At 66.7% G+C, this 19,161-nt stretch carries 24 protein-coding genes and 2 pseudogenes; 11 read left to right on the top strand and 15 right to left on the bottom strand.

Annotated features, from left to right (window positions below; translation table 11 throughout):
• Positions 1-70: 70 nt before the first annotated feature.
• Entirely contained in the window at positions 71-610 is a 540-nt protein-coding gene (locus GPX89_RS25195; RefSeq protein WP_157390144.1) for a dihydrofolate reductase family protein, read from the bottom strand.
• A gap of 124 nt (positions 611-734) precedes the next feature.
• Here GPX89_RS25195 and GPX89_RS25200 point away from each other — a divergent pair, with 124 nt between their 5' ends.
• Complete coding sequence (locus tag GPX89_RS25200; protein ID WP_198347584.1) at positions 735-1,481, top strand: SDR family NAD(P)-dependent oxidoreductase; 747 nt, start codon at positions 735-737, stop codon at positions 1,479-1,481.
• Positions 1,482-1,494: 13 nt separating this feature from the next.
• Positions 1,495-2,355 (top strand): amidohydrolase family protein, encoded by an 861-nt coding sequence (locus GPX89_RS25205; RefSeq protein WP_157390145.1) that lies wholly within the window; start codon positions 1,495-1,497, stop codon positions 2,353-2,355.
• 42 nt (positions 2,356-2,397) lie between these two features.
• On the opposite strand, the gene infA is transcribed toward GPX89_RS25205, so the two are convergent.
• Both infA and GPX89_RS25215 read right to left on the bottom strand, forming a co-directional pair.
• Positions 2,398-2,631, bottom strand: a complete 234-nt coding sequence (gene infA / locus GPX89_RS25210; RefSeq protein WP_157390146.1) for a translation initiation factor IF-1 — start codon at positions 2,629-2,631, stop codon at positions 2,398-2,400.
• Positions 2,628-3,425 carry a GNAT family N-acetyltransferase gene (locus GPX89_RS25215; RefSeq protein WP_157390147.1) on the bottom strand — a complete coding sequence of 266 codons (798 nt, stop codon included), beginning with the start codon at positions 3,423-3,425 and terminating at the stop codon, positions 2,628-2,630. The genes infA and GPX89_RS25215 overlap by 4 nt, the downstream gene beginning before the upstream one ends.
• Before the next feature lie 199 nt (positions 3,426-3,624).
• Here GPX89_RS25215 and GPX89_RS43935 point away from each other — a divergent pair.
• A pseudogene (locus tag GPX89_RS43935) lies at positions 3,625-3,756 on the top strand (carboxylesterase family protein); the annotation flags it as partial.
• A gap of 481 nt (positions 3,757-4,237) precedes the next feature.
• Here GPX89_RS43935 and GPX89_RS25225 read toward each other — a convergent pair.
• Positions 4,238-4,711, bottom strand: a complete 474-nt coding sequence (locus GPX89_RS25225) for an HAD domain-containing protein (protein WP_328602302.1) — start codon at positions 4,709-4,711, stop codon at positions 4,238-4,240.
• Positions 4,712-4,893: 182 nt separating this feature from the next.
• Here GPX89_RS25225 and GPX89_RS25230 point away from each other — a divergent pair, with 182 nt between their 5' ends.
• The gene (locus GPX89_RS25230) at positions 4,894-5,151 is read left to right on the top strand and encodes a hypothetical protein (RefSeq protein WP_157390149.1); all 258 of its coding nucleotides are present in this window, start codon (positions 4,894-4,896) and stop codon (positions 5,149-5,151) included.
• A 36-nt stretch (positions 5,152-5,187) separates the two neighbouring features.
• Here GPX89_RS25230 and GPX89_RS25235 read toward each other — a convergent pair whose 3' ends face one another.
• Positions 5,188-5,757 carry a Uma2 family endonuclease gene (locus GPX89_RS25235; protein ID WP_157390150.1) on the bottom strand — a complete coding sequence of 190 codons (570 nt, stop codon included), beginning with the start codon at positions 5,755-5,757 and terminating at the stop codon, positions 5,188-5,190.
• Positions 5,758-6,205: 448 nt separating this feature from the next.
• Here GPX89_RS25235 and GPX89_RS25240 point away from each other — a divergent pair, with 448 nt between their 5' ends.
• Both GPX89_RS25240 and GPX89_RS25245 read left to right on the top strand, forming a co-directional pair.
• On the top strand, positions 6,206-8,215 hold the full coding sequence (locus tag GPX89_RS25240) for an SDR family oxidoreductase (RefSeq protein WP_157390151.1): 2,010 nt from the start codon (positions 6,206-6,208) through the stop codon (positions 8,213-8,215).
• A gap of 78 nt (positions 8,216-8,293) precedes the next feature.
• Positions 8,294-8,797, top strand: coding sequence for a GNAT family N-acetyltransferase (locus tag GPX89_RS25245; RefSeq protein ID WP_328602303.1), 504 nt, complete (start codon positions 8,294-8,296; stop codon positions 8,795-8,797).
• Between the two features lie 25 nt (positions 8,798-8,822).
• Here GPX89_RS25245 and GPX89_RS25250 read toward each other — a convergent pair whose 3' ends face one another.
• Positions 8,823-9,278, bottom strand: coding sequence for a DUF1707 and DUF4190 domain-containing protein (locus GPX89_RS25250; RefSeq protein ID WP_198347585.1), 456 nt, complete (start codon positions 9,276-9,278; stop codon positions 8,823-8,825).
• Between the two features lie 398 nt (positions 9,279-9,676).
• Positions 9,677-10,039 carry a winged helix-turn-helix transcriptional regulator gene (locus GPX89_RS25255; RefSeq protein WP_328602304.1) on the bottom strand — a complete coding sequence of 121 codons (363 nt, stop codon included), beginning with the start codon at positions 10,037-10,039 and terminating at the stop codon, positions 9,677-9,679.
• A gap of 49 nt (positions 10,040-10,088) precedes the next feature.
• On the opposite strand from GPX89_RS25255, the gene GPX89_RS25260 reads away from it, so the two are divergent.
• Positions 10,089-10,445: a DoxX family protein gene (locus tag GPX89_RS25260; protein ID WP_157390153.1), complete on the top strand. Its 357-nt coding sequence runs from the start codon at positions 10,089-10,091 to the stop codon at positions 10,443-10,445.
• On the opposite strand, the gene GPX89_RS25265 is transcribed toward GPX89_RS25260, so the two are convergent.
• Positions 10,410-10,604 carry a hypothetical protein gene (locus GPX89_RS25265; protein WP_157390154.1) on the bottom strand — a complete coding sequence of 65 codons (195 nt, stop codon included), beginning with the start codon at positions 10,602-10,604 and terminating at the stop codon, positions 10,410-10,412. The genes GPX89_RS25260 and GPX89_RS25265 overlap by 36 nt on opposite strands.
• 83 nt (positions 10,605-10,687) lie before the next feature.
• Here GPX89_RS25265 and GPX89_RS25270 point away from each other — a divergent pair, with 83 nt between their 5' ends.
• Positions 10,688-11,332 (top strand): TIGR03086 family metal-binding protein, encoded by a 645-nt coding sequence (locus tag GPX89_RS25270; RefSeq protein ID WP_157390155.1) that lies wholly within the window; start codon positions 10,688-10,690, stop codon positions 11,330-11,332.
• Between the two features lie 168 nt (positions 11,333-11,500).
• Here GPX89_RS25270 and GPX89_RS25275 read toward each other — a convergent pair whose 3' ends face one another.
• Positions 11,501-12,151, bottom strand: coding sequence for a cutinase family protein (locus tag GPX89_RS25275; RefSeq protein ID WP_157390156.1), 651 nt, complete (start codon positions 12,149-12,151; stop codon positions 11,501-11,503).
• A 266-nt stretch (positions 12,152-12,417) separates the two neighbouring features.
• On the opposite strand from GPX89_RS25275, the gene GPX89_RS25280 reads away from it, so the two are divergent.
• On the top strand, positions 12,418-13,821 hold the full coding sequence (locus GPX89_RS25280) for a WS/DGAT/MGAT family O-acyltransferase (protein ID WP_157390157.1): 1,404 nt from the start codon (positions 12,418-12,420) through the stop codon (positions 13,819-13,821).
• Positions 13,822-13,838: 17 nt separating this feature from the next.
• Here GPX89_RS25280 and GPX89_RS25285 read toward each other — a convergent pair whose 3' ends face one another.
• Complete coding sequence (locus tag GPX89_RS25285) at positions 13,839-14,762, bottom strand: alpha/beta fold hydrolase (protein ID WP_157390158.1); 924 nt, start codon at positions 14,760-14,762, stop codon at positions 13,839-13,841.
• A gap of 84 nt (positions 14,763-14,846) precedes the next feature.
• Entirely contained in the window at positions 14,847-15,680 is an 834-nt protein-coding gene (locus tag GPX89_RS25290; protein ID WP_157390159.1) for an expansin EXLX1 family cellulose-binding protein, read from the bottom strand.
• A 314-nt stretch (positions 15,681-15,994) separates the two neighbouring features.
• Between GPX89_RS25290 and GPX89_RS25295 the strand changes: the two genes are divergently transcribed.
• Positions 15,995-16,852 carry a cyclopropane mycolic acid synthase family methyltransferase gene (locus GPX89_RS25295; RefSeq protein WP_157390160.1) on the top strand — a complete coding sequence of 286 codons (858 nt, stop codon included), beginning with the start codon at positions 15,995-15,997 and terminating at the stop codon, positions 16,850-16,852.
• 59 nt (positions 16,853-16,911) lie between these two features.
• Positions 16,912-17,268 carry a VOC family protein gene (locus GPX89_RS25300; protein ID WP_157390161.1) on the top strand — a complete coding sequence of 119 codons (357 nt, stop codon included), beginning with the start codon at positions 16,912-16,914 and terminating at the stop codon, positions 17,266-17,268.
• Positions 17,269-17,274: 6 nt separating this feature from the next.
• Here GPX89_RS25300 and GPX89_RS25305 read toward each other — a convergent pair whose 3' ends face one another.
• The 4 genes and pseudogenes from GPX89_RS25305 to GPX89_RS25315 all read right to left on the bottom strand — a co-directional run bounded on the left by GPX89_RS25305 (position 17,275) and on the right by GPX89_RS25315 (position 19,150).
• Positions 17,275-17,895, bottom strand: a complete 621-nt coding sequence (locus GPX89_RS25305) for a TetR/AcrR family transcriptional regulator (protein ID WP_198347586.1) — start codon at positions 17,893-17,895, stop codon at positions 17,275-17,277.
• Entirely contained in the window at positions 17,892-18,293 is a 402-nt protein-coding gene (locus tag GPX89_RS44790) for a hypothetical protein (RefSeq protein ID WP_235947992.1), read from the bottom strand. The genes GPX89_RS25305 and GPX89_RS44790 overlap by 4 nt, the downstream gene beginning before the upstream one ends.
• A 96-nt stretch (positions 18,294-18,389) precedes the next feature.
• Positions 18,390-18,611, bottom strand: a pseudogene (locus GPX89_RS46270) (hypothetical protein); the annotation flags it as partial.
• Positions 18,551-19,150, bottom strand: coding sequence for a hypothetical protein (locus GPX89_RS25315; RefSeq protein WP_157390163.1), 600 nt, complete (start codon positions 19,148-19,150; stop codon positions 18,551-18,553). The gene GPX89_RS25315 and the pseudogene GPX89_RS46270, both read right to left, overlap by 61 nt.
• Positions 19,151-19,161 lie beyond the last annotated feature (11 nt).

Genomic DNA, 19,161 nt, shown 5'->3' on the forward strand with positions numbered 1-19,161 from the left:
GCCTGCCTACCTCCGACCACGTCGTGCTCGCCGATCACCGTAACGCAGATCCGGTACGGCGGCTCAGGCGTTAACCACGCACCACCTCGAACACCAAATCGGTGATCTGCCCAGCGTCATCGCACCGCACCTTGCGCAACGGCACCGCCGCCGCGCCCTCGAAAAGCCGCACCCCGCCGCCGAGCAAGACCGGCACCACATGCAGCACGATCTGGTCCACGAGTCCGGCCTCGAGACATTGCCGAGCCAGATTCGCGCCCAGCACACCCACCTCCCGGTCACCGGCCGCGGCCCGCGCGGTGGCGACCGCGTCCTCGATTCCGTCGGACAGGAAGGTGACCGCGGGGTCGTCGGGCGCGTCGTCGGGGCGATGGGTCAACACGAACACCGGACCGGACCACATGCCGCCGTAGAGCTTTCGATCTCCCGTATCGGGGCGATTGCCCAGATCGTAGCCACGCCGCCCGGACAGCACCGCCCCGAGCCGTTTCATCGTCTCGCTCCCCAGCGATCCGCCCGGGCCGTATCCGAACATCCACTCGGTGGAGTCATCCTCGGGCGCGATGAATCCATCCAACGACATGGTCGTATGCCACAGAACCTTCGTCATGACGGTGTAGACGGATCGGGGCGCGCGAACTCATCGACCGGCTAATGGGAAATGAATAGCGGACAATGTGTCGCGCAATTCACGCCGAAGGACTATTGATTGAATCCGAAGGGATTCGGTGACAGTGGAACAGGGTGAGGCAGTGGGTGGTGGCGGCGCGCTGGTGACCGGTGGTGCGGGGGACGTCGGGCGGGCGGTAGTGCGGCGACTGGCCGAGGCGGGGCGGGTTGTCTGGGTAGCGGACGTCGATGCGGAGGCGGCACGGGAGTGCGCGGCCGACGTGGGGGCGGAAGCCTTTGCGCTGGAATTGGATCTGACTCGCGAGGAAAGCATAAAAGCGACTGCTCGGGCTGTTTCAGGGAAAGTCTCGACGGTGGTGCATTGTGCCGGGGTGGCGGTGGTGGAACCGTTTGTGGATTGCGGCACCATGGCGTGGGATCTCATGTTCCAGGTGAATCTGCGCGGGCCCATGCGCCTGACCCAGTTGCTCTTGCCGGGCATGCTCGACGCCGAGTCCGCGCGGATCGTGTTCGTTTCCTCGGATGGCGCGCGGGCGGGGGCCTCGGGGGAAACCGTGTACGCCGCATCGAAATCCGGACTGTTCGGTTTCGCCAAGTCTCTCGCGCGCGAGGTGGCCCGGAATCAGGTCACCGTCAACGTGGTCTGCCCCGGGCCGCTGGCGGGCCGGATGGTCGCCCACGCCATGGCCGATCACCACGACGCCCTCTCCGCCCTCGAGAAAGCCATCCCCCTCAAACGCTTGGGCCGACCGGACGAAGTAGCCTCCCTCATCGCATGGCTGGCGAGCCCGGAAGCCAGCTACGTCACCGGCCAGCTGATCAGCGTCAGCGGCGGCATCACCATGCAATAAGGAGTTGCCAACTATGCCCACCACACCCATCGTCGATGCCCACATGCACCTGTGGGACACCAGCGCCCACACCTGGTATCCGGGTCTGGCGAAATTCGTCGATGCCGGAAAACCCGAGATCGCGGGCAATTTCCTGCTGCCGGACTTCGATCGGGGGCTCGGCGGGATCGAGGTGTCGGGGCTGGTGCACGTGTCGGCCACCACCGAACCGCGGGCCTATCTGGCCGAAACCCGGTGGGTGGACGCCATCGCCGAGGCCGATCCCCGCCCGTTCGCGATCGTCGGCGCGGTCGACCCGGCCCTGCCCGCGGCCGAGCTGATCGCCGACCTCGACGAGCAGGCCCGCACCGACCGCTTCCGCGGTGTCCGCGTCTTCGAGGGCCTGGCCCCCAATACGCCTGCGGCAGAGACGATCGCGGGCTGGCTGCAGGAGCACGACGCGGTCCTGGATCTGGTGGCCAAGCCCGCCGAGATTCTCGACTGGATCGACTTCCTGGCCGGTTACCCGCAGCTGCGCGTCGTCCTCGAGCATCTCGGGTTTCCCCAGGGCCATTCCGCCGAGGCCCGGTCTGCCTGGTACAATGCGATCTCCTTGGCTGCCAAGGAAACCCAGTGGCTGTGCAAGCTGTCGGGCTTCGCCCTGATCTGCCGTGATTTGACCTGGCCGAGCCTGGAGTACTGGCTGGAATCCAGTGTGTCGCTGTGGGGTTGGCGGCGGCTGATGTTCGCCTCCAACATGCCGGTGGACTCCATGGCGGGCACCTATACCGACCTGGTCTCCGCCATCGACCGCGTTGTCGCCACCGATGCCACCGAGCAGGAGGCGGAGTTCTTCTACCGCACCAACGCGACCGACACCTACGGCCTGAAGTAGGGGCCGGGGCGACCGGCGCGAAAGCCGGTCGCCCACGGGCGGTTACGTCCGATACCGGAACAGGATTCGGCCTCGGGTGAGGTCGTAGGGGCTCAGTTCCACCAGTACCCGGTCCTGCGGGACGATCTTGATGTAGTTCTTTCGGATCTTGCCGCTGATGTGGGCCAGGACGTGGTGGCCGTTGGGCAGTTCGACGGTGAAGGTGGCGTTGCGGAGGCAGTCCACGACGGTGCCTTCGACTTCGATTCCCTTGCCTTTCTTGCTCGTTGTGGTCATCGCAGCACCAGTTCCAGGTTGCTGTTGACGCGGCGCGCGCCGACGCCCTCGAACAGAGCGGTGGCGGGTGTGTTGGATTCCTTGACTTCGGCTGCGGCCGTGGTGATTCCGCGCTCGTGCAGGCCGCCGAGGATATGGGACAGCATGGCTGTCGCTGTCCCGCGTCGGCGATGATCGGCGCGGACCGCGATCAGGCCGATGCGGGGCAGCCGGGTCACCCGGACCACGCGCGCCAGGCCCACGTAGCGCTGGGAGTCCGCCGCTACCACGTATTTCGACGGGTCCACGACGGTGTCCGCACCGCCGCCCAGGATTTCGACGGGCATCTCCTGCCAGCCGACCGAGGCCCCGACCTCGTCGCGAATCGCACGGTCGACCTCGCGCAGCGGGTGTTCCGCCGCACGACCGGCGGACACGATGGTGATGCCGGAGGGTGGACGCACGGCGTGCAGGCCGGTGAGCTTCGGGTCGGTGGGCACGAGGTATTCCCACTCGCGGCGTGCGACGGTGAAACCCGCACGCTCCCAACAGGACAGCAGGTGGGTGTCGCCCTCGTCGACCACGGTGTGCAGCGGCCGCCGGACCTTGGCGAGGATCGCTTCGGCGATCCGGTCGAAGACCGCGTCGCGGTCCCACGCGTCGATGCTGACGAACAGTCGCCCGTCGGGCCGGGTCGAGAGATCGCCGTGCCCGACCACCAGGTCATCGGCTACGGCTTGCCATTGGGTCAGTGCGACCCGGGTGACCCGCACGGCGGATTCGCCCGCACGCGAGGTGATATCTGAAGTGTTCATTGGTCGTCGCCTTTCGGGATGCCTTGTCAGGCAGGGGCTCCCGGCGACGGTCAGATCGTACGCACGTCCGTGACAACGAGAGGGAGCACCCACATCGGTGTAAGGAACATGGGTCTCACCTCCTCGCTGTACGTCACGGTTCGGCACGAGGCTAGCAGCCCGGCCAGGACCCCGCACCTTCCTTTTCGCGCCCCGCCGGCTCTCGCCCACGCGGGCGCCCGATAATCGCGGACTGCTCGACCAGATAGCCGCCCTGGAATGGGTACGGGAGAATATCGCCGCGTTCGGTGGGGAGCCCGGCAATGTGACCGTCTTCGGGCAGTCCGCCGGCACCGACTACCGCGCCGCCTACCCCGACCTGTCCCCCGCACAGCTCTACGAACTCCTCCACGCCGACTGGCTGTTCCGCATGCCCTGCCTCCACCTGGCCGACGCTCATCACGCCGGTGGCGGCCGCCCGTGGACCTACGAGCTGCGCTGGTCCTTCAACCGCGACGAAGCGGCCTCCCACAGCCTCGATTTCCTCCTCGTCTTCGGCACCCTCACCCCCACCGACATCCGCAACCACCCCTCCGCCCGCCCCACCGCGGTCGAGGATTTCGAGCGCCTCTCCCACCAAATGCGCACGGACTGGGTGAATTTCGCAACCACCGGCCTCCCCTCCTGGCCCCACTACACCCCCTCCGCCCGCCTTGACACGCCTCTACTCCACGACCACGACCACCGCCGCTTACCCCGAGGAACGTTCCCGCCAGATCTGGCGCACCCACACCTTCGACACCCTCGATCTCCCTCCGACCTGATCTCCGCTCCTATGTCCAGGAGTCCGCAGGCTGGGCGAGCCAGCGGGCGATCTCATCGAAATCTGTGCGGTGCAGACCTATTCGCGGATCGATCCAATGCAGGAGTGCGGGTCCGGCGTGGTTCGCCGCGACCCACTCCCGGTCGCGGTCGGTGAGCTCGTCATCGATCCACACGAAAGGGCGTCCTGCCGCGCGGTCGACCAATCCTCTTGTCTTCCAGTGGAGTCCGAACCAGTTGTCGACGTGGTGGTCGGTATCGTCCCATTCCATTACTTCGAGCTCCGGGAAGCCGAGCAGCGGGCTCACGGATCGATTCGCTTCCTGGGCCCAGGTCGTCGCCCACACCAATTCACAGCGGAGGGCGGTCAGCAGGGGGCCGAGGGCGTGATCGAGGCGGGTCAGGGGCGGGTTTGGGCCGACGAATGGGATCAGGGGGCCGTCGATGTCGAGAAACAGCATGGGGCACTGCGGAATATCCACCACGGGAGGAGGTTCTCACAGCGGGCGCGAGGGGCCTGGCGGTTCGATGCGGGTGCGGGTGTGAATGTGACGTTCGTCCGGTTCATTCGGGGGTAAACCAATTGGTATATTGAGGGGGTTTGCTGGGCGGGCTCGGGTTGCCCGTCGTACCACGATCGGTCCTGGCAGGACTAGGTGGAGGGACGATGAATCTACTTCGAACGACGGTTGCTGGAGTGCTGGCCGGTGCGGCGTTGAGCGTGCCGGTGGGCGTAATGGGCGCAGGGTCGGCGGTGGCGGCGCCGAGCGAGGTAGCGTGCCGGGCCGGGGATCGGGTTCCCACCGGCGATCCGCACGAGTACGACTCGTGCATTCAGGGTGAGTGGGGAAACTTGCGGCGGTGCCCGCCGTTCACGGTCGTCGTCCAGGCGCCCGACGGGGACGTTCGCTGCGTGCCCGAGTAGCGAATCACCAAGCGCACCAAAGCGTTCGGCGAGGGGTCAGTTCGGGCTGAGTTCGGAGACCAGGCGGCTGCCGGTGAGTTTGTACTCCTCGCCGACGAGTTCGTACATGCTGACGAAGCCGTCGAGGTCGTCGCTGTCGTGGTCGCCGCGCACGATCCAGAAGTGCGGGATGCCCAGCATCGAGTAGACGCGCAGTTTGTCGATGGCCTCGCGGACCTGGTCGGGCTGCCAGACCGCTTCGACTACGGCGAACAGGTGGGCCGGGGCGTGGACGGTGCTGTGTTTGTCCGGGCGGTGGCCGGGCTGGAAGACCACGCCGTCGGCGACGAAATTGTGCCGCCCGATTTCGCCGCGCGCGAATCCGCTGTCGGCCACGTATTGATCGCCCGCGATTTCGTAGCCGTGCTCGCGCCAGAAGTCGAGCACCTGGAACACGATCCGGGAATACCAGAACGTGACGGGCATGAGGCTGAGCTCCAATCGGCCGGATCGCAATTCCCAGGCCCAGCCGCGCGGGACCGTCGGCAGGGTGTCGAATTCGGCCCGGGTGCGCACGCCGGTACTGGGCAGATCGAGCTGGCGAATGACCGACTCCTTTCGCCTCACGGGCCGATAAGACTGGAACACCTTAACGTCACATCTATGCAGAATGGGCGTTCACCAGCACCTTTACCGCTCAGCCGGGCGATTCGGACAGAAAGGACATCACCGATATGCCGGCTAACGGCCAGTGATCAAACAAGTGAGCGCACGCTCAGGACATTTGACCAGTAGCCAGTGAATTGCCAAGTGCGGCCATGGGTTACACCAAACCCCTTGTTACACATATCAACTCGGATAGCTCCGAGGTGACCATTCCCACATCGCCGAAACGACCGTTCAGGTTGAACAGCCAACCGGGCGTCCGTAAAGTTACTCACTAGTTAGGCACGATGGTGTTCCTACCTCGGCCCGACATTCTGCTAGGGGGCCAATCACTTACCGTCCGCATCCACCGACGCATGTCGGACGAACGCCGTTGGATACCAACAAGTTCGTACTTAAGGAGGGGACGATGGTTTCCTACATCGTCACGGGCGGAACCGGATTCCTGGGCCGGCGCGTCGTCGCCGCGCTGCTGGAGCGCGACCCGGAGGCCGTGGTCCACGCACTGACACGTGAGGCGTCGGTCGCCAAGCTGCGCGAGATGGCCGACGGCTGGGGCGCCGGCGACCGCGTATTCCCGCTGGTCGGCGACCTCACCGCACCGGGACTGGGGCTGGCCGACGAGGCGCCGCGCGCCGATCACGTCATCCACCTGGGCGCGGTTTACGACATGACCGCTCCGGAAGAGGTCACCTACGCCGCCAATGTGGCGGGTACCCGGTCGGTCATCGGCCTGGCGCGCGAGCTCGGCGCGATGCTGCACCACGTGTCGTCGGTCGCGGTCGCGGGCGATCACAAGGGCAAGTTCTTCGAGGACGACTTCGACCTGGGCCAGGGCCTGCACTCGCCCTACCACCGCACCAAGTTCGAGGCCGAGAAGATGGTCCGCGAGGCCGATGGCCTGCGCTGGCGGGTGTACCGCCCGGCCATCGTGGTCGGCGACTCCCGCACCGGCGAGATGGACAAGATCGACGGGCCGTACTACTTCTTCCCGGCCATCGCGGGGCTGGCGGCGCTGCCCTCGGAGCTGCCCATGCCGATCCCGGATCTGGGTTCCACCAATATCGTTCCGGTCGACTACGTGGTCGAGGCCATGGTCGAGCTGATCAACAAGCCGGGACTGGCCGGGCGGACCTTCCACCTGACCAATCCGGAGCCGCAGCCGTTCACCGAGATCTACAACGCGCTGGCCCGCGCGGCCGGTGCGCCGCACGCCATCGGCACGGTGCCGGGCTCGCACACCGCGCTCAACGCGCTGGGCGGGCTGCCGGGCGTGCCCGCGGTGCGCGATTTCCTGTTGGAGCGCTTCGGGATTCCGGCCGAGGTCGCCCCGCACACCTCCTTCGAGTCGACCTTCGTCTCGGAGTCGACGCGGGCGCAGCTGCGCGGCATCGAGGTGCCGGCGTTCGAGGACTACGCCGAGACGCTGTGGAAGTACTGGCGCGCCAACCTCGACCCCGATCGCGCCCGCCGCAGCGAGGGCGATCGGCTCGAGGGCCGCATCGTGCTGATCACCGGCGCGTCCACCGGCATCGGGCTGGCCACCGCGCACGCCGTGGCCAAGCGCGGCGCGACCGTGCTCATGGTGGCCCGCACCGAAGAGGATCTGGAGGCCGCGGCCGCCCAGGTGCGGGCGGAAAGCGGTGCGGCGCAGGCGTACACGTGCGACATCACCGACGAGAAGTCGGTGGAGCTGCTGGTCAAGCAGGTGCTGGCCGACCACGACCACGTCGACTACGTGGTCAACAACGCGGGCCGCTCGATCCGACGTTCGGTGCTCAACTCCACCGACCGCATGCACGACTTCGAACGGACCATGGCGGTCAACTACTTCGGTGCGGTGCGGCTGATCCTGGCGCTGCTGCCGTCCATGCGCGAGCGCCGCTTCGGCCACTTCGTGAACATCTCCTCCATCGCCGTGCAGACCAAGGTGCCGCGTTTCGCGGCCTATGTGGCCAGCAAGTCGGCGCTGGACAACTTCAGCGAGATCGCCGCGGTCGAGAACGCCGATGCCGGAATCACGTTCACCTCGGTGCGCATGCCGCTGGTCCGCACGGCCATGATCGCCCCGACCGACCTGTACAAGTCGATCCCGGTGCACAGCACCGAGCAGGCCGCCGACATCGTGGTGCGCGCGCTCGAGCACCGGCCGAGCCGCATCGACACCCCGATCGGCACCTTCGCCCAGTTCGTCGATACGGTCATGCCGTCGGTGAAACGCGCCATCCTGCACCAGGGCTTCCGGATGTTCGGTGAGTCCAAGGCCGCCCGCAACGAGCAGCCGGTGATCGCGGGCGACGCCGACAAGCCGGAGACCCGCAGCCCGCTGCTGGCCCTGGCTCCGATCGTCCAGCCCCTCATGGGGCTGCCCGCACCGGCGGCGCGATTCACCAACCGGATTCCCGGACTGCACTGGTAATCGACTGCGCTGCAACAGAGTTCGGCCCGGTGTGGAACCCTCCGCACCGGGCCTCGCTCTACTCGCTATGGTTGCTGGGTGCTCGATCTGATCGTGCCCACCACACGTCTGTACACGTCCTGGCTCGAGGCCCACGCCGAGTGGGGGCCGGGACTGCACGAGGACGGCTTCGGGCTGCGACCCACCGACGAGGTCGCTACGGCCGCGGGATTCACGGCCTGGGTAGCGCGACTCACCGATGATCCGGACGGCGCAGCACTTTGCCGGTATCGATGGATCGTCGAGGGAGACACGGTGCTCGGTGGAATCGCACTCCGCCAGGGACCGGACGAGCTGGTGCGCCGTATCGGGCACATCGGTTTCGGCATCCGGCCGTCGGCTCGCGAACGCGGCGTGGCGACCTGGGCGTTGGGCCGGATCCTCGACGACGCCCGCGCCCTCGGACTCGGCCGGGTACTGCTGGTCTGCGCGGTCGACAATGCCGCCTCGGCCAGGACCATCGAACGCCACGGCGGCATGCTCGAGGAAATCCTCACCACCGAACTCGGGCCGGCGCGCCGCTACCGGATCACCCTCGGGTGAGCGCTCCCCGCCCTCGCATCGTGCTTCAGCGGAAGAACACCCACGCGAAGATCGTCATCCACATCACGCCGACCGCCAACCCGGCGATGGCGAAGCCCCTGTCCTCCCGCCGCTCCCCATCGGTCAGTGCGACCAGTCCGAGAATCACGGCCGGGACCGCGGTCAGCCCGCACAGGAATCCGAACACCCCCAGGACGAACGAAGTAATCCCCATCCCCTTGGAGCGAGGCGCGGTCATCCCGTACGGCGAATACCGCGGCACGGCCGGATACGCCGGGAAAACGGCCCGTTGCCAAGGCAATCCGGTCATGATCAGATCGAGCTCCGAGCAGGTCCGCGCATTGAGCGCCCGCCCTATCCGCTCCGACAACTCCTCGACCGTGAGCCGCCCGGCCTGAAAGTTCTCTTTCAACGCCGCGATCGCCCGCTCCCGATCGGCATCACTCGCCAGGAAATACCCTGCCGCCCACTGAGGTTCCATCTGGTTCTCCATCGAACCCGAAGCCGAATAACTCCTCCCCCGAGCCTATTCCTCCCCTACGGCACCAAGCCCGAATGGAGACGGGCAACACAGAATTCGCCCCGACCTAACGCCGCCCGAGAATAATCCCACCGAGCGGACTCTCCGCCGACCTCACAGTCCGCTGGTCCTCGACAACGAACCCAGCCTCCTCGAGCCACACACGCATCCGGGACGGAAGGCAGACGAGCCGATAAACGCGAGATGGGCCTATTCGTGCATTGTTCGGGGCCGGTTGACGGATTTCATCCAAACTCTCTGCCGCAGTGCACGTTCAGGCCCATTCTCGGAGGCATTCGGTTCTTCAGGCTTCGGCGCTGGACTCTTCGAAGCTGTGAGGCTGCTGGCCCCTGGTGCGCCTAGTTCGCGGTTGCCGATTCCTGGAAGTCGACTAGCTCTTCACCGTGCGCCTGCGCCCATCGGGTCAGCATCGCTATCGGTTCTTGGAGGGTGCGGCCGAGCGGGGTCAGGGTGTATTCCACTCGTGGGGGCGCTTCGGCGTAGACCTGTCGGTCGATGAGGCCGTTGCTCTGAAGGCGGCGGAGGGTCTGGGTCAGCACTTTTCGCGAGATGCCGCCGGACAGGGCGACCAATTCGCTGTGTCGCTTGGGTCCGTCTTGGAGCGCGTACAAGGTGACTACCGACCACTTGTTCGCGATGACTTCGATGGCTGTGCGCGCAGGACAGTCGGACATGAACATGATTCCTGCGGGGGTACTCACGATCCGAAGGTTACCAAAGGGTACCTATCGGATTTCTAGCGTTGCCGGCATGCACATCGCAGCTCTGATCCTGTCCGTCCTGCTCGCCGTGGCGATGCTCCAGTCCGGGGTGATGAAGTTCGTTCGCCCGACGTGGATCCGTGAATTCGCCGAAGCGGTCCACCTGACGACACCCCAGCTCACCGCGCTCGGGAGCCTCCAGGTCGCCGCGACCGTCGGTCTCGTGTGGGGCATCTGGTTCCCGCCCTTCGCGATCGCCGCGGCGATCGGGCTGATGCTCTACTTCGGTGGCGCGATCATCGCCCACCTCCGCAGCGGGGACCGGAACATGCTGGGAGCCATGATCTTCCTCGCGCTCTCGATCGCGACGTCAGTCGTGCTCGTTCTCGACGTCCGCCCCGCCTGACACCGCGGCATCCTGGATCGCGTCGATCTGGTCCTGCACCACTTCGGCGCGCGCCACCAACTCGACCCGATCGGGCTCGGTGAGGCTCTCGGCACCGAGCTTCTCGAATACGCACGAGAGCACCGACCGCAAATCCTCGAGCTCGCTATCCGCCTCCACGAGACCTCACCTTACCGAGCGCCAGGAACGCGACGTCTGTTATCCGCCGGTGCTCGCGATCGCTGAAGTGCAAGCTGGGCCGCATGACCAACTGTTTCGAGGGAATCGTCGATCGGTTCGTGCTGTCCAGCAACGAGTTCGAACGAAACCTGCGAGCGGTTCGACCCGCCCAGTGGACCTGGCCGACCCCCTGCACCGAATGGAACGTGCGTCAGCTGGTCAACCACGTCACCCGTGGAAATCTCAGCTACGCGCGCCTAACCGAGGGCGGCACCGGCGCGGAGTTCCTGCGCCTGCGCGACGTAGACGCACTGGGCACGGACCCGGTGAATGCCTTCGTCCGATCCGTACAGCAGTGCGCCACGGCGTTCACCCGCCCCGGCGTACTGCACCGAGAACTGGACTACCCCTTGGGCCCAGTGACCGGACAGCAGGCACTAGCGGTACGAACAACCGACACGACCATCCACACCTGGGATCTCGCCCGCGCCATCGGTATCGACGACACCCTCGACCCCACCCTGCTCACCTGGATCGACCACCACCTCGAACAGATCTACGCCACCCTGCCCGAAACCCCCACCGCACCCGACACAACCCACCGATTCTTCGCCGCTCCCCCGCAAGATCCCACCGACCGCACATCGCAACAGAATCAGCTACTGCGCCGTATGGGCAGAAGATCAGACTGGCTGCCAGCCGGACCCGACCACCGACGTCCTGGTTAGGGTTGTGAGGTCGACAAAGAGTTCGGTGCCCGCGGCCGGGGTGGGACAGAGACCCTAAGTGCCTTGACACCTAACGTCCCCTCCGGCCGCGGGTACCCGGACCCGTCCCTGGGGTTTCGTATGTGTCCGCCGAAACCGCCCGAGGGTTGGGCCCTTTCCCCTCCCGGGTCAGAGGTGGGCGGCGGCGAAGTTCACCGCGTCCACCAGGTCGCCGCCGTAGGCGACGTGGGCGTTGGCGTTGGTGCCCGCGCCGCAGACCGGGTCGCCGCCGACGCACCAGTCGCCGGTGCGCCAGAGGTATTCGCCCGGAACGTTCGAGCCGAGGCCGCGGACCGGGTCGCCGAAGAGGAGGACGGCGGCGATGCGGCCGGTCAGGTAGTCCGGGAGCTGGACTCGGCCGGGGTACCAGCTGACCGCGCCGGTGCCGAGGGCCGCGTGGACGACCGCGGCGCCCTGGGAGTAGCCGACGAGAACGAACTGCTGACCGGGGCAGGCGGCGGCCTGGAAGATCATGTGGTTCACCAGGTCCGCACTGCCCGCGCCGACGTTGAAGCTGTAGTCGGCGGGGTAGTTCACGCTGTACGCATCGGTCGACAGGGGTAACCGGTCCTGCAGCATGCCGTATAGGGGATCGCCGATCTCGTTGCCGAGCCAGCCGGGTTCGCCTGTGCCCCTTGCCACTACGACGTCCACGGCGGCGCATGTGTCCGCGTGGGCCTTCGCCTGTGGGATGAACACCGTCGCCGCGATGGTCACCATCGCCGCGAGACCCCATGCCGTACGCCATTTTCCAGGCAGCAGTACCTTCCGGTCGCCCATTGTCCTCACCTCACGTCGTTGTGAGAAGACCGGTGACTCTTGTCATTGACTAGAGACTGATCACCGGGCTATGTGACCCAAGGTAAGAACGGACCAAAGGGACGGCAACGAATTCTACTGGAGAGTCACCTGATTGGTACCCAACCGTTTCATCATGAAACTTGTTATCTACGTGCTATTTTGGGGCAACGAATCGGCCACGGACGGGATTCGAACCACACCGCGAACGCCGCGCAAAATGGAACTAGTTCTCATAGTGTGTTGGTATGGAACGACTTACCGGGCTCGACGCGAGCTTCCTCTATCTCGAAACAGACACCCAGCTCCTGCACGTCTGCGCAATGCTGATACTCGATCCGGCCGCCGACGGCACCACGTTCGACCACGAGGCCTTCAAGGCCGAGCTCGGACGGCGGCTGCACCTGCTCCCGGCCATGACGCGGCGGCTGCACACGGTCCCGCTCAACCTCGATCATCCGGTGTGGGTGCGGGATTCGAACTTCGACCTCGACTACCACGTCAGACGCCTCGCGCTGCCGAGCGGAGCCGGCGACAAGGGCCTGGCGGAACTGGCCGCCGACATCGCCGGGCGTCCGCTGGACCGCAATCGCCCGCTGTGGGAGATGTGGGTGATCGAGGGCCTGCCGCACGGCAAGGTGGCCGTCGTCTCGAAGTACCACCACGCCATCGTGGACGGCATCACGGGCACCAACATGATGATGCACCTGTGCGATGTCCAGCCGGGCGTGACCTACACCCCGCCCCCGGAAACCGTTGCGGCCGAGCACGAACCCAATGATCTCCAGCTGGCGGGCGAGGCGCTGCTGAAGTTCCCGGGCAAGCTCGGCATGGTCGGCATGGTGCCCAAAACCGTTGGCATCCTGAGCGGTCTGGTTCAGCGTCGGCGCGGCGGCAACGGAGCCCGCGGCATGGCTCTGCCCTTCACCGCGCCGCGCACCCCGTTCAATCGGGCAATCACCCCGCATCGCGCCATCTCCTTCGTGCAGACCGAGCTGTCGGATATCAAGGAGATAAAGTCCGCCTTCGGGGTGAAGGTCAACGACGTGGTGCTCGCCGTCGTCGGCGGGGCCCTGCGCAGCTACCTCGAACTGCACGACGAACTGCCCGAAACCTCGCTGCTGGCCTCGGTTCCGGTGTCCACGCACGAGACCTCGCGCCACGAGGAGGGCACCAACAAGGTGTCCACCATCTTCTCGCGGCTCTACACCGACATCGAGGACCCGGTCGCGCGCGTGCTCGCCATCGCCGAGGACAACCGCGGAGCCAAGGAGGAGCACAACCTCATCGGCGCCGACTTCCTGCAGGACTGGGCGAAGTACGCGCCGCCCAACACCTTCCAACTGGCCGCGCGGGCGTACTCGTCGTTCAAACTGGCCGAGCATCACCCGGTGGTGCACAACCTGGTGGTGTCGAACGTGCCCGGGCCCGACTTCCCCATGTACTTCCTGGGGGTGCGGGTGGCGTCGATGTATCCGTTCGGGCCGGTGTTCCACGGCGCGGGCCTGACCGCCACGGTGATCTCCAACAACGGCCACCTGGACTTCGGCTTCATCGCCTGCAAGGAACTGGTGCCCGATGTCGGCGCCATCGCGGAGGCCATCCCCGAGGTGATCACCGCGATGCTGAAGGCCGCGCGCGAAAAGGGCTGATCCCCATCGGATACGGCTCAGAGCCGCGCCGCCACCGATCGAACGGCCTCGAGGAACACCGGGACAAAGACGTCCGCCTCGAGTGCGCAGGCCGCGTGACCGGCCTTGGCGAGGAAGATCTCCGCCCCCGGAATCGCCTTCGCCATCTCCAGCTGACGGAAGACGGGCAGGGCCCGATCCCGCGTGGTGATGACCACCGCCGTCGGCACTTTCAGAGTCGGCAACCACTCCGACGAATCGAAGCGTCCCAGCACGACGAGCGCTTGAGCGAGCGCCCAGCCGCTGGTAGCACGCAATTCCGTCATGGCCCAGCGATCCATGCGACCCACCGGCCACGAGGATTCCGGCAGGGCCGGCAGCTTGTCGCGGCGCAATTCCGCTCGCCGGAAGGACCATTCGGCGAACATGGTCGCGGTGGCGGCCCAGCTGCGATGGAAGGCGCGCTCGCGGCGCGTCTCCTGGAACCGGTAGGTGGTGGCAGCCAGCACGATGCCGCCCACCCGGTCGGGATGCCGGTGCGCGGCCAACTGCGCGATGACACCGCCCATGGAATAGCCCGCCAGGATGGGCCGTTCCACGCCCACCGCGTCGGCGACCGCCACCACATCGTCGGCGAGATCATCGAGATCGAAACGCTCGGAACGGATTCCGTGCCCGTGCCAGCGCTGGTCGAACAGCACGACCCGGTAGCGCTCGTTGAGTTCGCGCAGGCTCGGGAACCAGTTGAGCATCGCGGTGGTGGCCATGCCGTGCAGCAGCAGCACGGTCGGTGAGTCCGCGGCCGGTCCCGGCAGGTCCACCACGTAGGTGGTGCCGCGGCCGGGCAGCTCCACCATCGTGCCCTGCGGCACCTCGGTCAGCCGGGAGATGCGCGGCGAGAGTCGGCGGCCACGGCCGGGCTGGGCGTTCGGGCTGGTCAGGTCCAAGCTGGGGTTCGTCATCGAAGGCCTCCCGGCACACCGCCTCGGCGGTCGAAATGGAACACGTTCCACTTGATGATGCCATACGGGCGCGGCCGCGGCGGACTACGGCTTGCAGCCCGCCGGGGCGGAGACGACGGTGGTGACGACCACCGGGGCCGAGGGCGGCGGCGGGGTGGTGGGCTGGTCGGCCGGGATCTCGTAGAGGCGAACTCCGGTGTGGCGCAACTGTCCCGGGCTGACGGTGACACCGGAGACGAAGGCGGCGTGGCCGTAGATGTCGGTCACCTCGGCGGTGAACGGCCCCGCGCCCGCGCCGGAAATGCTCCAGTAGTTGTCGTATCCGCGCCGCAGCGGCAGGTAGTCGCCGCCGGAATCCGGCCGCAAGGAGACTTGCGCGATGGGATTGCCGGTGCCGGAGAACAGGATTCCGATCCAGCTGGGCGAGGAGCTCTGCTGAACGCGGTAGACCAGCTCGGGGGCGGGGTTCGGGTCGCGCACCGGGCTGATGCGAACCTGGGCGACGCCGTCGGCGGAGTTGGCGATGGCCTCGAAAGCCGAACGGCTCAAATCGTATTGATTCGCGCCGCAGCCGGGGCAGCGGTCCACGACCTCGGCGCGGACGCTGCCGAGCGGGCCGTCGATGTCGACGTAGGAGCCACAGGGGGCGGAACCGTCGTACCGGGCGGTCGGGACACCGACGTAGTAGCCGTCCAGCGGCAGATCCGGCAACGAGCACGCCACGCCGTCGCTGAAGGCGTAGAAGCGCGCCTCGCCCGGCTCGCGGGCCGGCTGCGGCTCCGAGGCCGGAATCTGCTGAGGAGTAACCGAGGTCGGCGGCGCGGCGGCGGGAAGCGTAATGACGGTTGTGGTGGGTGAGGCGGCCGAGCAGCTCAGTGACTGCGGTCTGATCCACCAGGTGGCCAGCCCAACCACCACCGCTCCCACGATGATCGTCCACAACCATGGCCTGCCAGAGTGGACCTCTTCGTGTCCGGTGCGGTGCATGGCCGGTCCCCAACCCTCCGATTTGTTCCGACGCGGATTGCGTTAGCTGAAGCGATGCTGCACTCCACATCAGGAAAGCAGCCACCGCCGTTACGCAGGGCTCGAATCGGAAACTCGGAGTGAAAAACCCGGCGTGTTGCCGGTGTGTCCCGGATGTAGAACCGGAGGGCGCTCCGCCTCGTATGTCCTGGTGTCCCCCCGTGACCCCGTCCGCGGATGTCGGCCCGCCCCAGGAGAGTTCCGCCATGGCCCAGCTCGCACCCTTCTACCGGCAGGTGCAATCCCACTACGACCTGTCCGACGACTTCTACTCGCTGTTCCTCGACCCCTCCATGACCTACAGTTGCGCGTTCTTCGAGCGCGCCGACATGACCCTGGAGGAGGCGCAGCAGGCCAAGATCGACTTGGCGCTGGGCAAACTGGGGCTCGAGCCCGGCATGACCCTGCTCGACGTCGGCTGCGGGTGGGGGTCGACCATGATCCGGGCGGTGCTCACCTACGGCGTCCAGGTCATCGGACTGACCCTGAGCCGCAATCAATTCGATCATGTCCGCGGCCGCCTGCGCGAGCTCGGCATCACCGAAGCCGAAGTGCGCCTGCAGGGTTGGGAGGAATTCGACGGCCGCGCCGACCGCATCGTCAGCATCGGCGCGTTCGAGCACTTCCGCAAGCAGCGCTATCCGGAGTTCTTCGCCCGCTGCCATCACCTGCTGCCGGCGCGCGGCCGAATGCTGCTGCACACCATCATCGGGCGCACCCTGGCCGAACTGCGCGCCGCCGAGATCCCGGTAACCCGCAAGGACGCCCTGTTCCACATCTTCATGAAGCGCGAGATCTTCCCCGGCGGGCAACTCCCCCAGCCCGACACCGTCACCACCCACGCCGAGGCCGCGGGTTTCCGCACCACGCTGATCCAGTCCCTGCGCCCGCACTACGCCCGCACCCTCGACCTCTGGGCGCAGGCGCTCGAGGCGCACCACGCCGAGGCGGTCCAGCTGACCTCGGAGGAGGTCTACCAGCGCTACCTCGGGTACCTCACCGGCTGCGCCCACTACTTCCGCGCCGGGCACCTGGACGTGATGCAGTTCACCCTGCAGAAGTAGCCGAATCACGTTCCGGCGGAACGAATACCGGTCCGCCTCGGGTTCGGATACTGGATCGTATGACGAACCGATGGGTCGGAGTGACCGTTGACTGCGTCGACGTGCAGCGGATGGCGAAATTCTGGAGCGCGCTGCTGGACCGCCCGCCCGGGCCGTCCGAACCCGGCTGGGTATATCTCGGGGATCCCGCCGATCCGCAGCCGCGCTTGATCTTTCAACCGGTCCCCGAGCCCAAACACGGCAAGGTGCGGCTGCATCTCGACATCGCGGTGGACGAGATCGGGCAGGGCATCGCCGAGGTGCTCGCGCTCGGCGGGCACAGCACCGGCGAGCGGCACGACTACGACGAGGGCGTGGTCGTCGTGATGACAGACCCGGAAGGGCATGAATTCTGCCTGGTCCAGTACTACGAATAGCCACACTCATCCGGAATCTCGGGCGAGCGCGGCGCGGAGGAAGTCGATCAGTTGGGTGCGGACGCGGTCCTGGGTGAGGCCGTCGGAGCCGGTGCGCAGGGCCGAGAGGAGCGCGGAGACCAGGACCGAGAGGAGGACCTCGCCGGCTATGTCGGGGTCCAGGTCGGGGGCGAGGTAGCCGCGGGCCATGCCGCGGCGGATCTTGTCGACCGATTGGGCGCCGTAGACGCGGGCGTTGTGCATGCAGCGGTCGAGGACCTGGTCGTCGATCGAAGAAGCCTCCAGGAGGAAGAAGTTCACCAGGCCGGGTTCGGTGGCGACCAGGTCGTAGCAGCGGTCGATGACTCGGGCGTAGCGGGCGCAGAACGCGTCGATGGTGTCGGGGGTGTCGTCGCCCTCTGGGCCGAGGAGACGGGTGCTGATGAGGGTGAAGCCGTGGTCGATGACGGCGTCGAGGATGTCGAGTTTGCTGGTGAAGTAGTTGTAGAAGGTGCCGTGGCTGACGCCGGCGGCGGTGGCGATGTCGTCGACGCCGATGGCGCGGAAGCCGCGGGTGACGAGCAATTCGTAGGCGGCGGTGATCAATTCGGCGCGGCGGCGTTCGGTGCGGCTGCGGGGGTCGGTCACCGGCGGGGGCGCAGGGTCTTGTCGATGAGGGCGAAGACCACGCTCATGCTGCGGTCGCGGATCGCCGGGTTGCCGGCGCCCAGCAGTTCCCGCATGATCCACGGGCCGACCATGGTGAGGATGGTGTGGCCCAGCACTTCCGGGTCGATGTCGGGACGGATCCAACCTTCCTCCATGCCACGCGTCAGTTCCCCCGCGATCAGTGAGGCGGTCAACGCCTCCAGGCCCAGTAGTCGGTGCGCCAGTTCGGGATCGATGGCCCCCGCCTCCACCACCAGCAGCCGCAGCACCTGCGGTTCGCGCTCGAGCAGGTCGTAGAGCCGCTCGACCGCGGCCCGCACCGCCGCCACCAGCCCGCCGACATCGGCCGCCGCCCCGAGCACCAGGTGCAACTCCATGGCGTCGGTCACCTTCTCGATGCCGAGATCGATGACGTGGTCCAGGATTTCGCGTTTGCTGCCGAAGTAGCGGTAGACGGTGCCCTGGCCGATGCCCGCGCGGGCGGCGACCTGGGAGATGGCGGTGGCCTCGTAGCCGTTGGCGGTGAAGACCTCGAACGCGGCCTCGACGATTTGGCGGCGCCGCCGCGACGGCAGTTCGGTCTGCGGCGGGCGGCCGCGCCGCTTCGCGGCTGTTTCGTTGCTGCGCTGCGAGGCTATTTCGCGGTCCCGCCCTTCACGCCGATGTCCTTGGGGCCGTAGTCGGTGACCACCCAGTCGCCGCCGTTCTTGGCGACGGTGAGCACCAGCAGGTTCGGCACGGTCGCCGGATCCGGCTGCTGCACGTTCTGGGTCTTCTGGGTGGCGTAGACGGTCACCGAGTACTGGTTGTTGCCCTTGGGCTCCACCGAGGTGCCCACCACGTCGCCGGTGGCCACCACCTGGGCGTCGGTCATGATCTTGGCGAGGGTGTCGTGCACCTGGGAGTACCTGTCGCGCAACGCAGCCGAGGTGCCGTGTTGCACGCCGTCGAAGAAGGCGGGCAGGTCCTTGTAGTTGTAGGTCAGCGAGCGCAGGGTGTATTCCTTGGCCACCTCGGCGGCCCGATCACGGTCGGACTGGTTCGATTTCAGGGCGGTGTAGTCGTCGGATGTGTTGTGCCACAGCACCCCGAAGGTCACCGCGATCACCGCGAAGATGGTGACGACCACCGAGAGGATCGGGACGGCGGTGAACTTCGGCCCCTTGATTTCCTTGGCGGACACCGTCTCGTCGGCTTCCGCTGCGGGCTCGGGCGTCTTGTCGGTCTCGGTCATGGAATGCCTTC

The organism is Nocardia terrae (assembly GCF_009760405.1).
Classification (GTDB): domain Bacteria; phylum Actinomycetota; class Actinomycetes; order Mycobacteriales; family Mycobacteriaceae; genus Nocardia; species Nocardia terrae.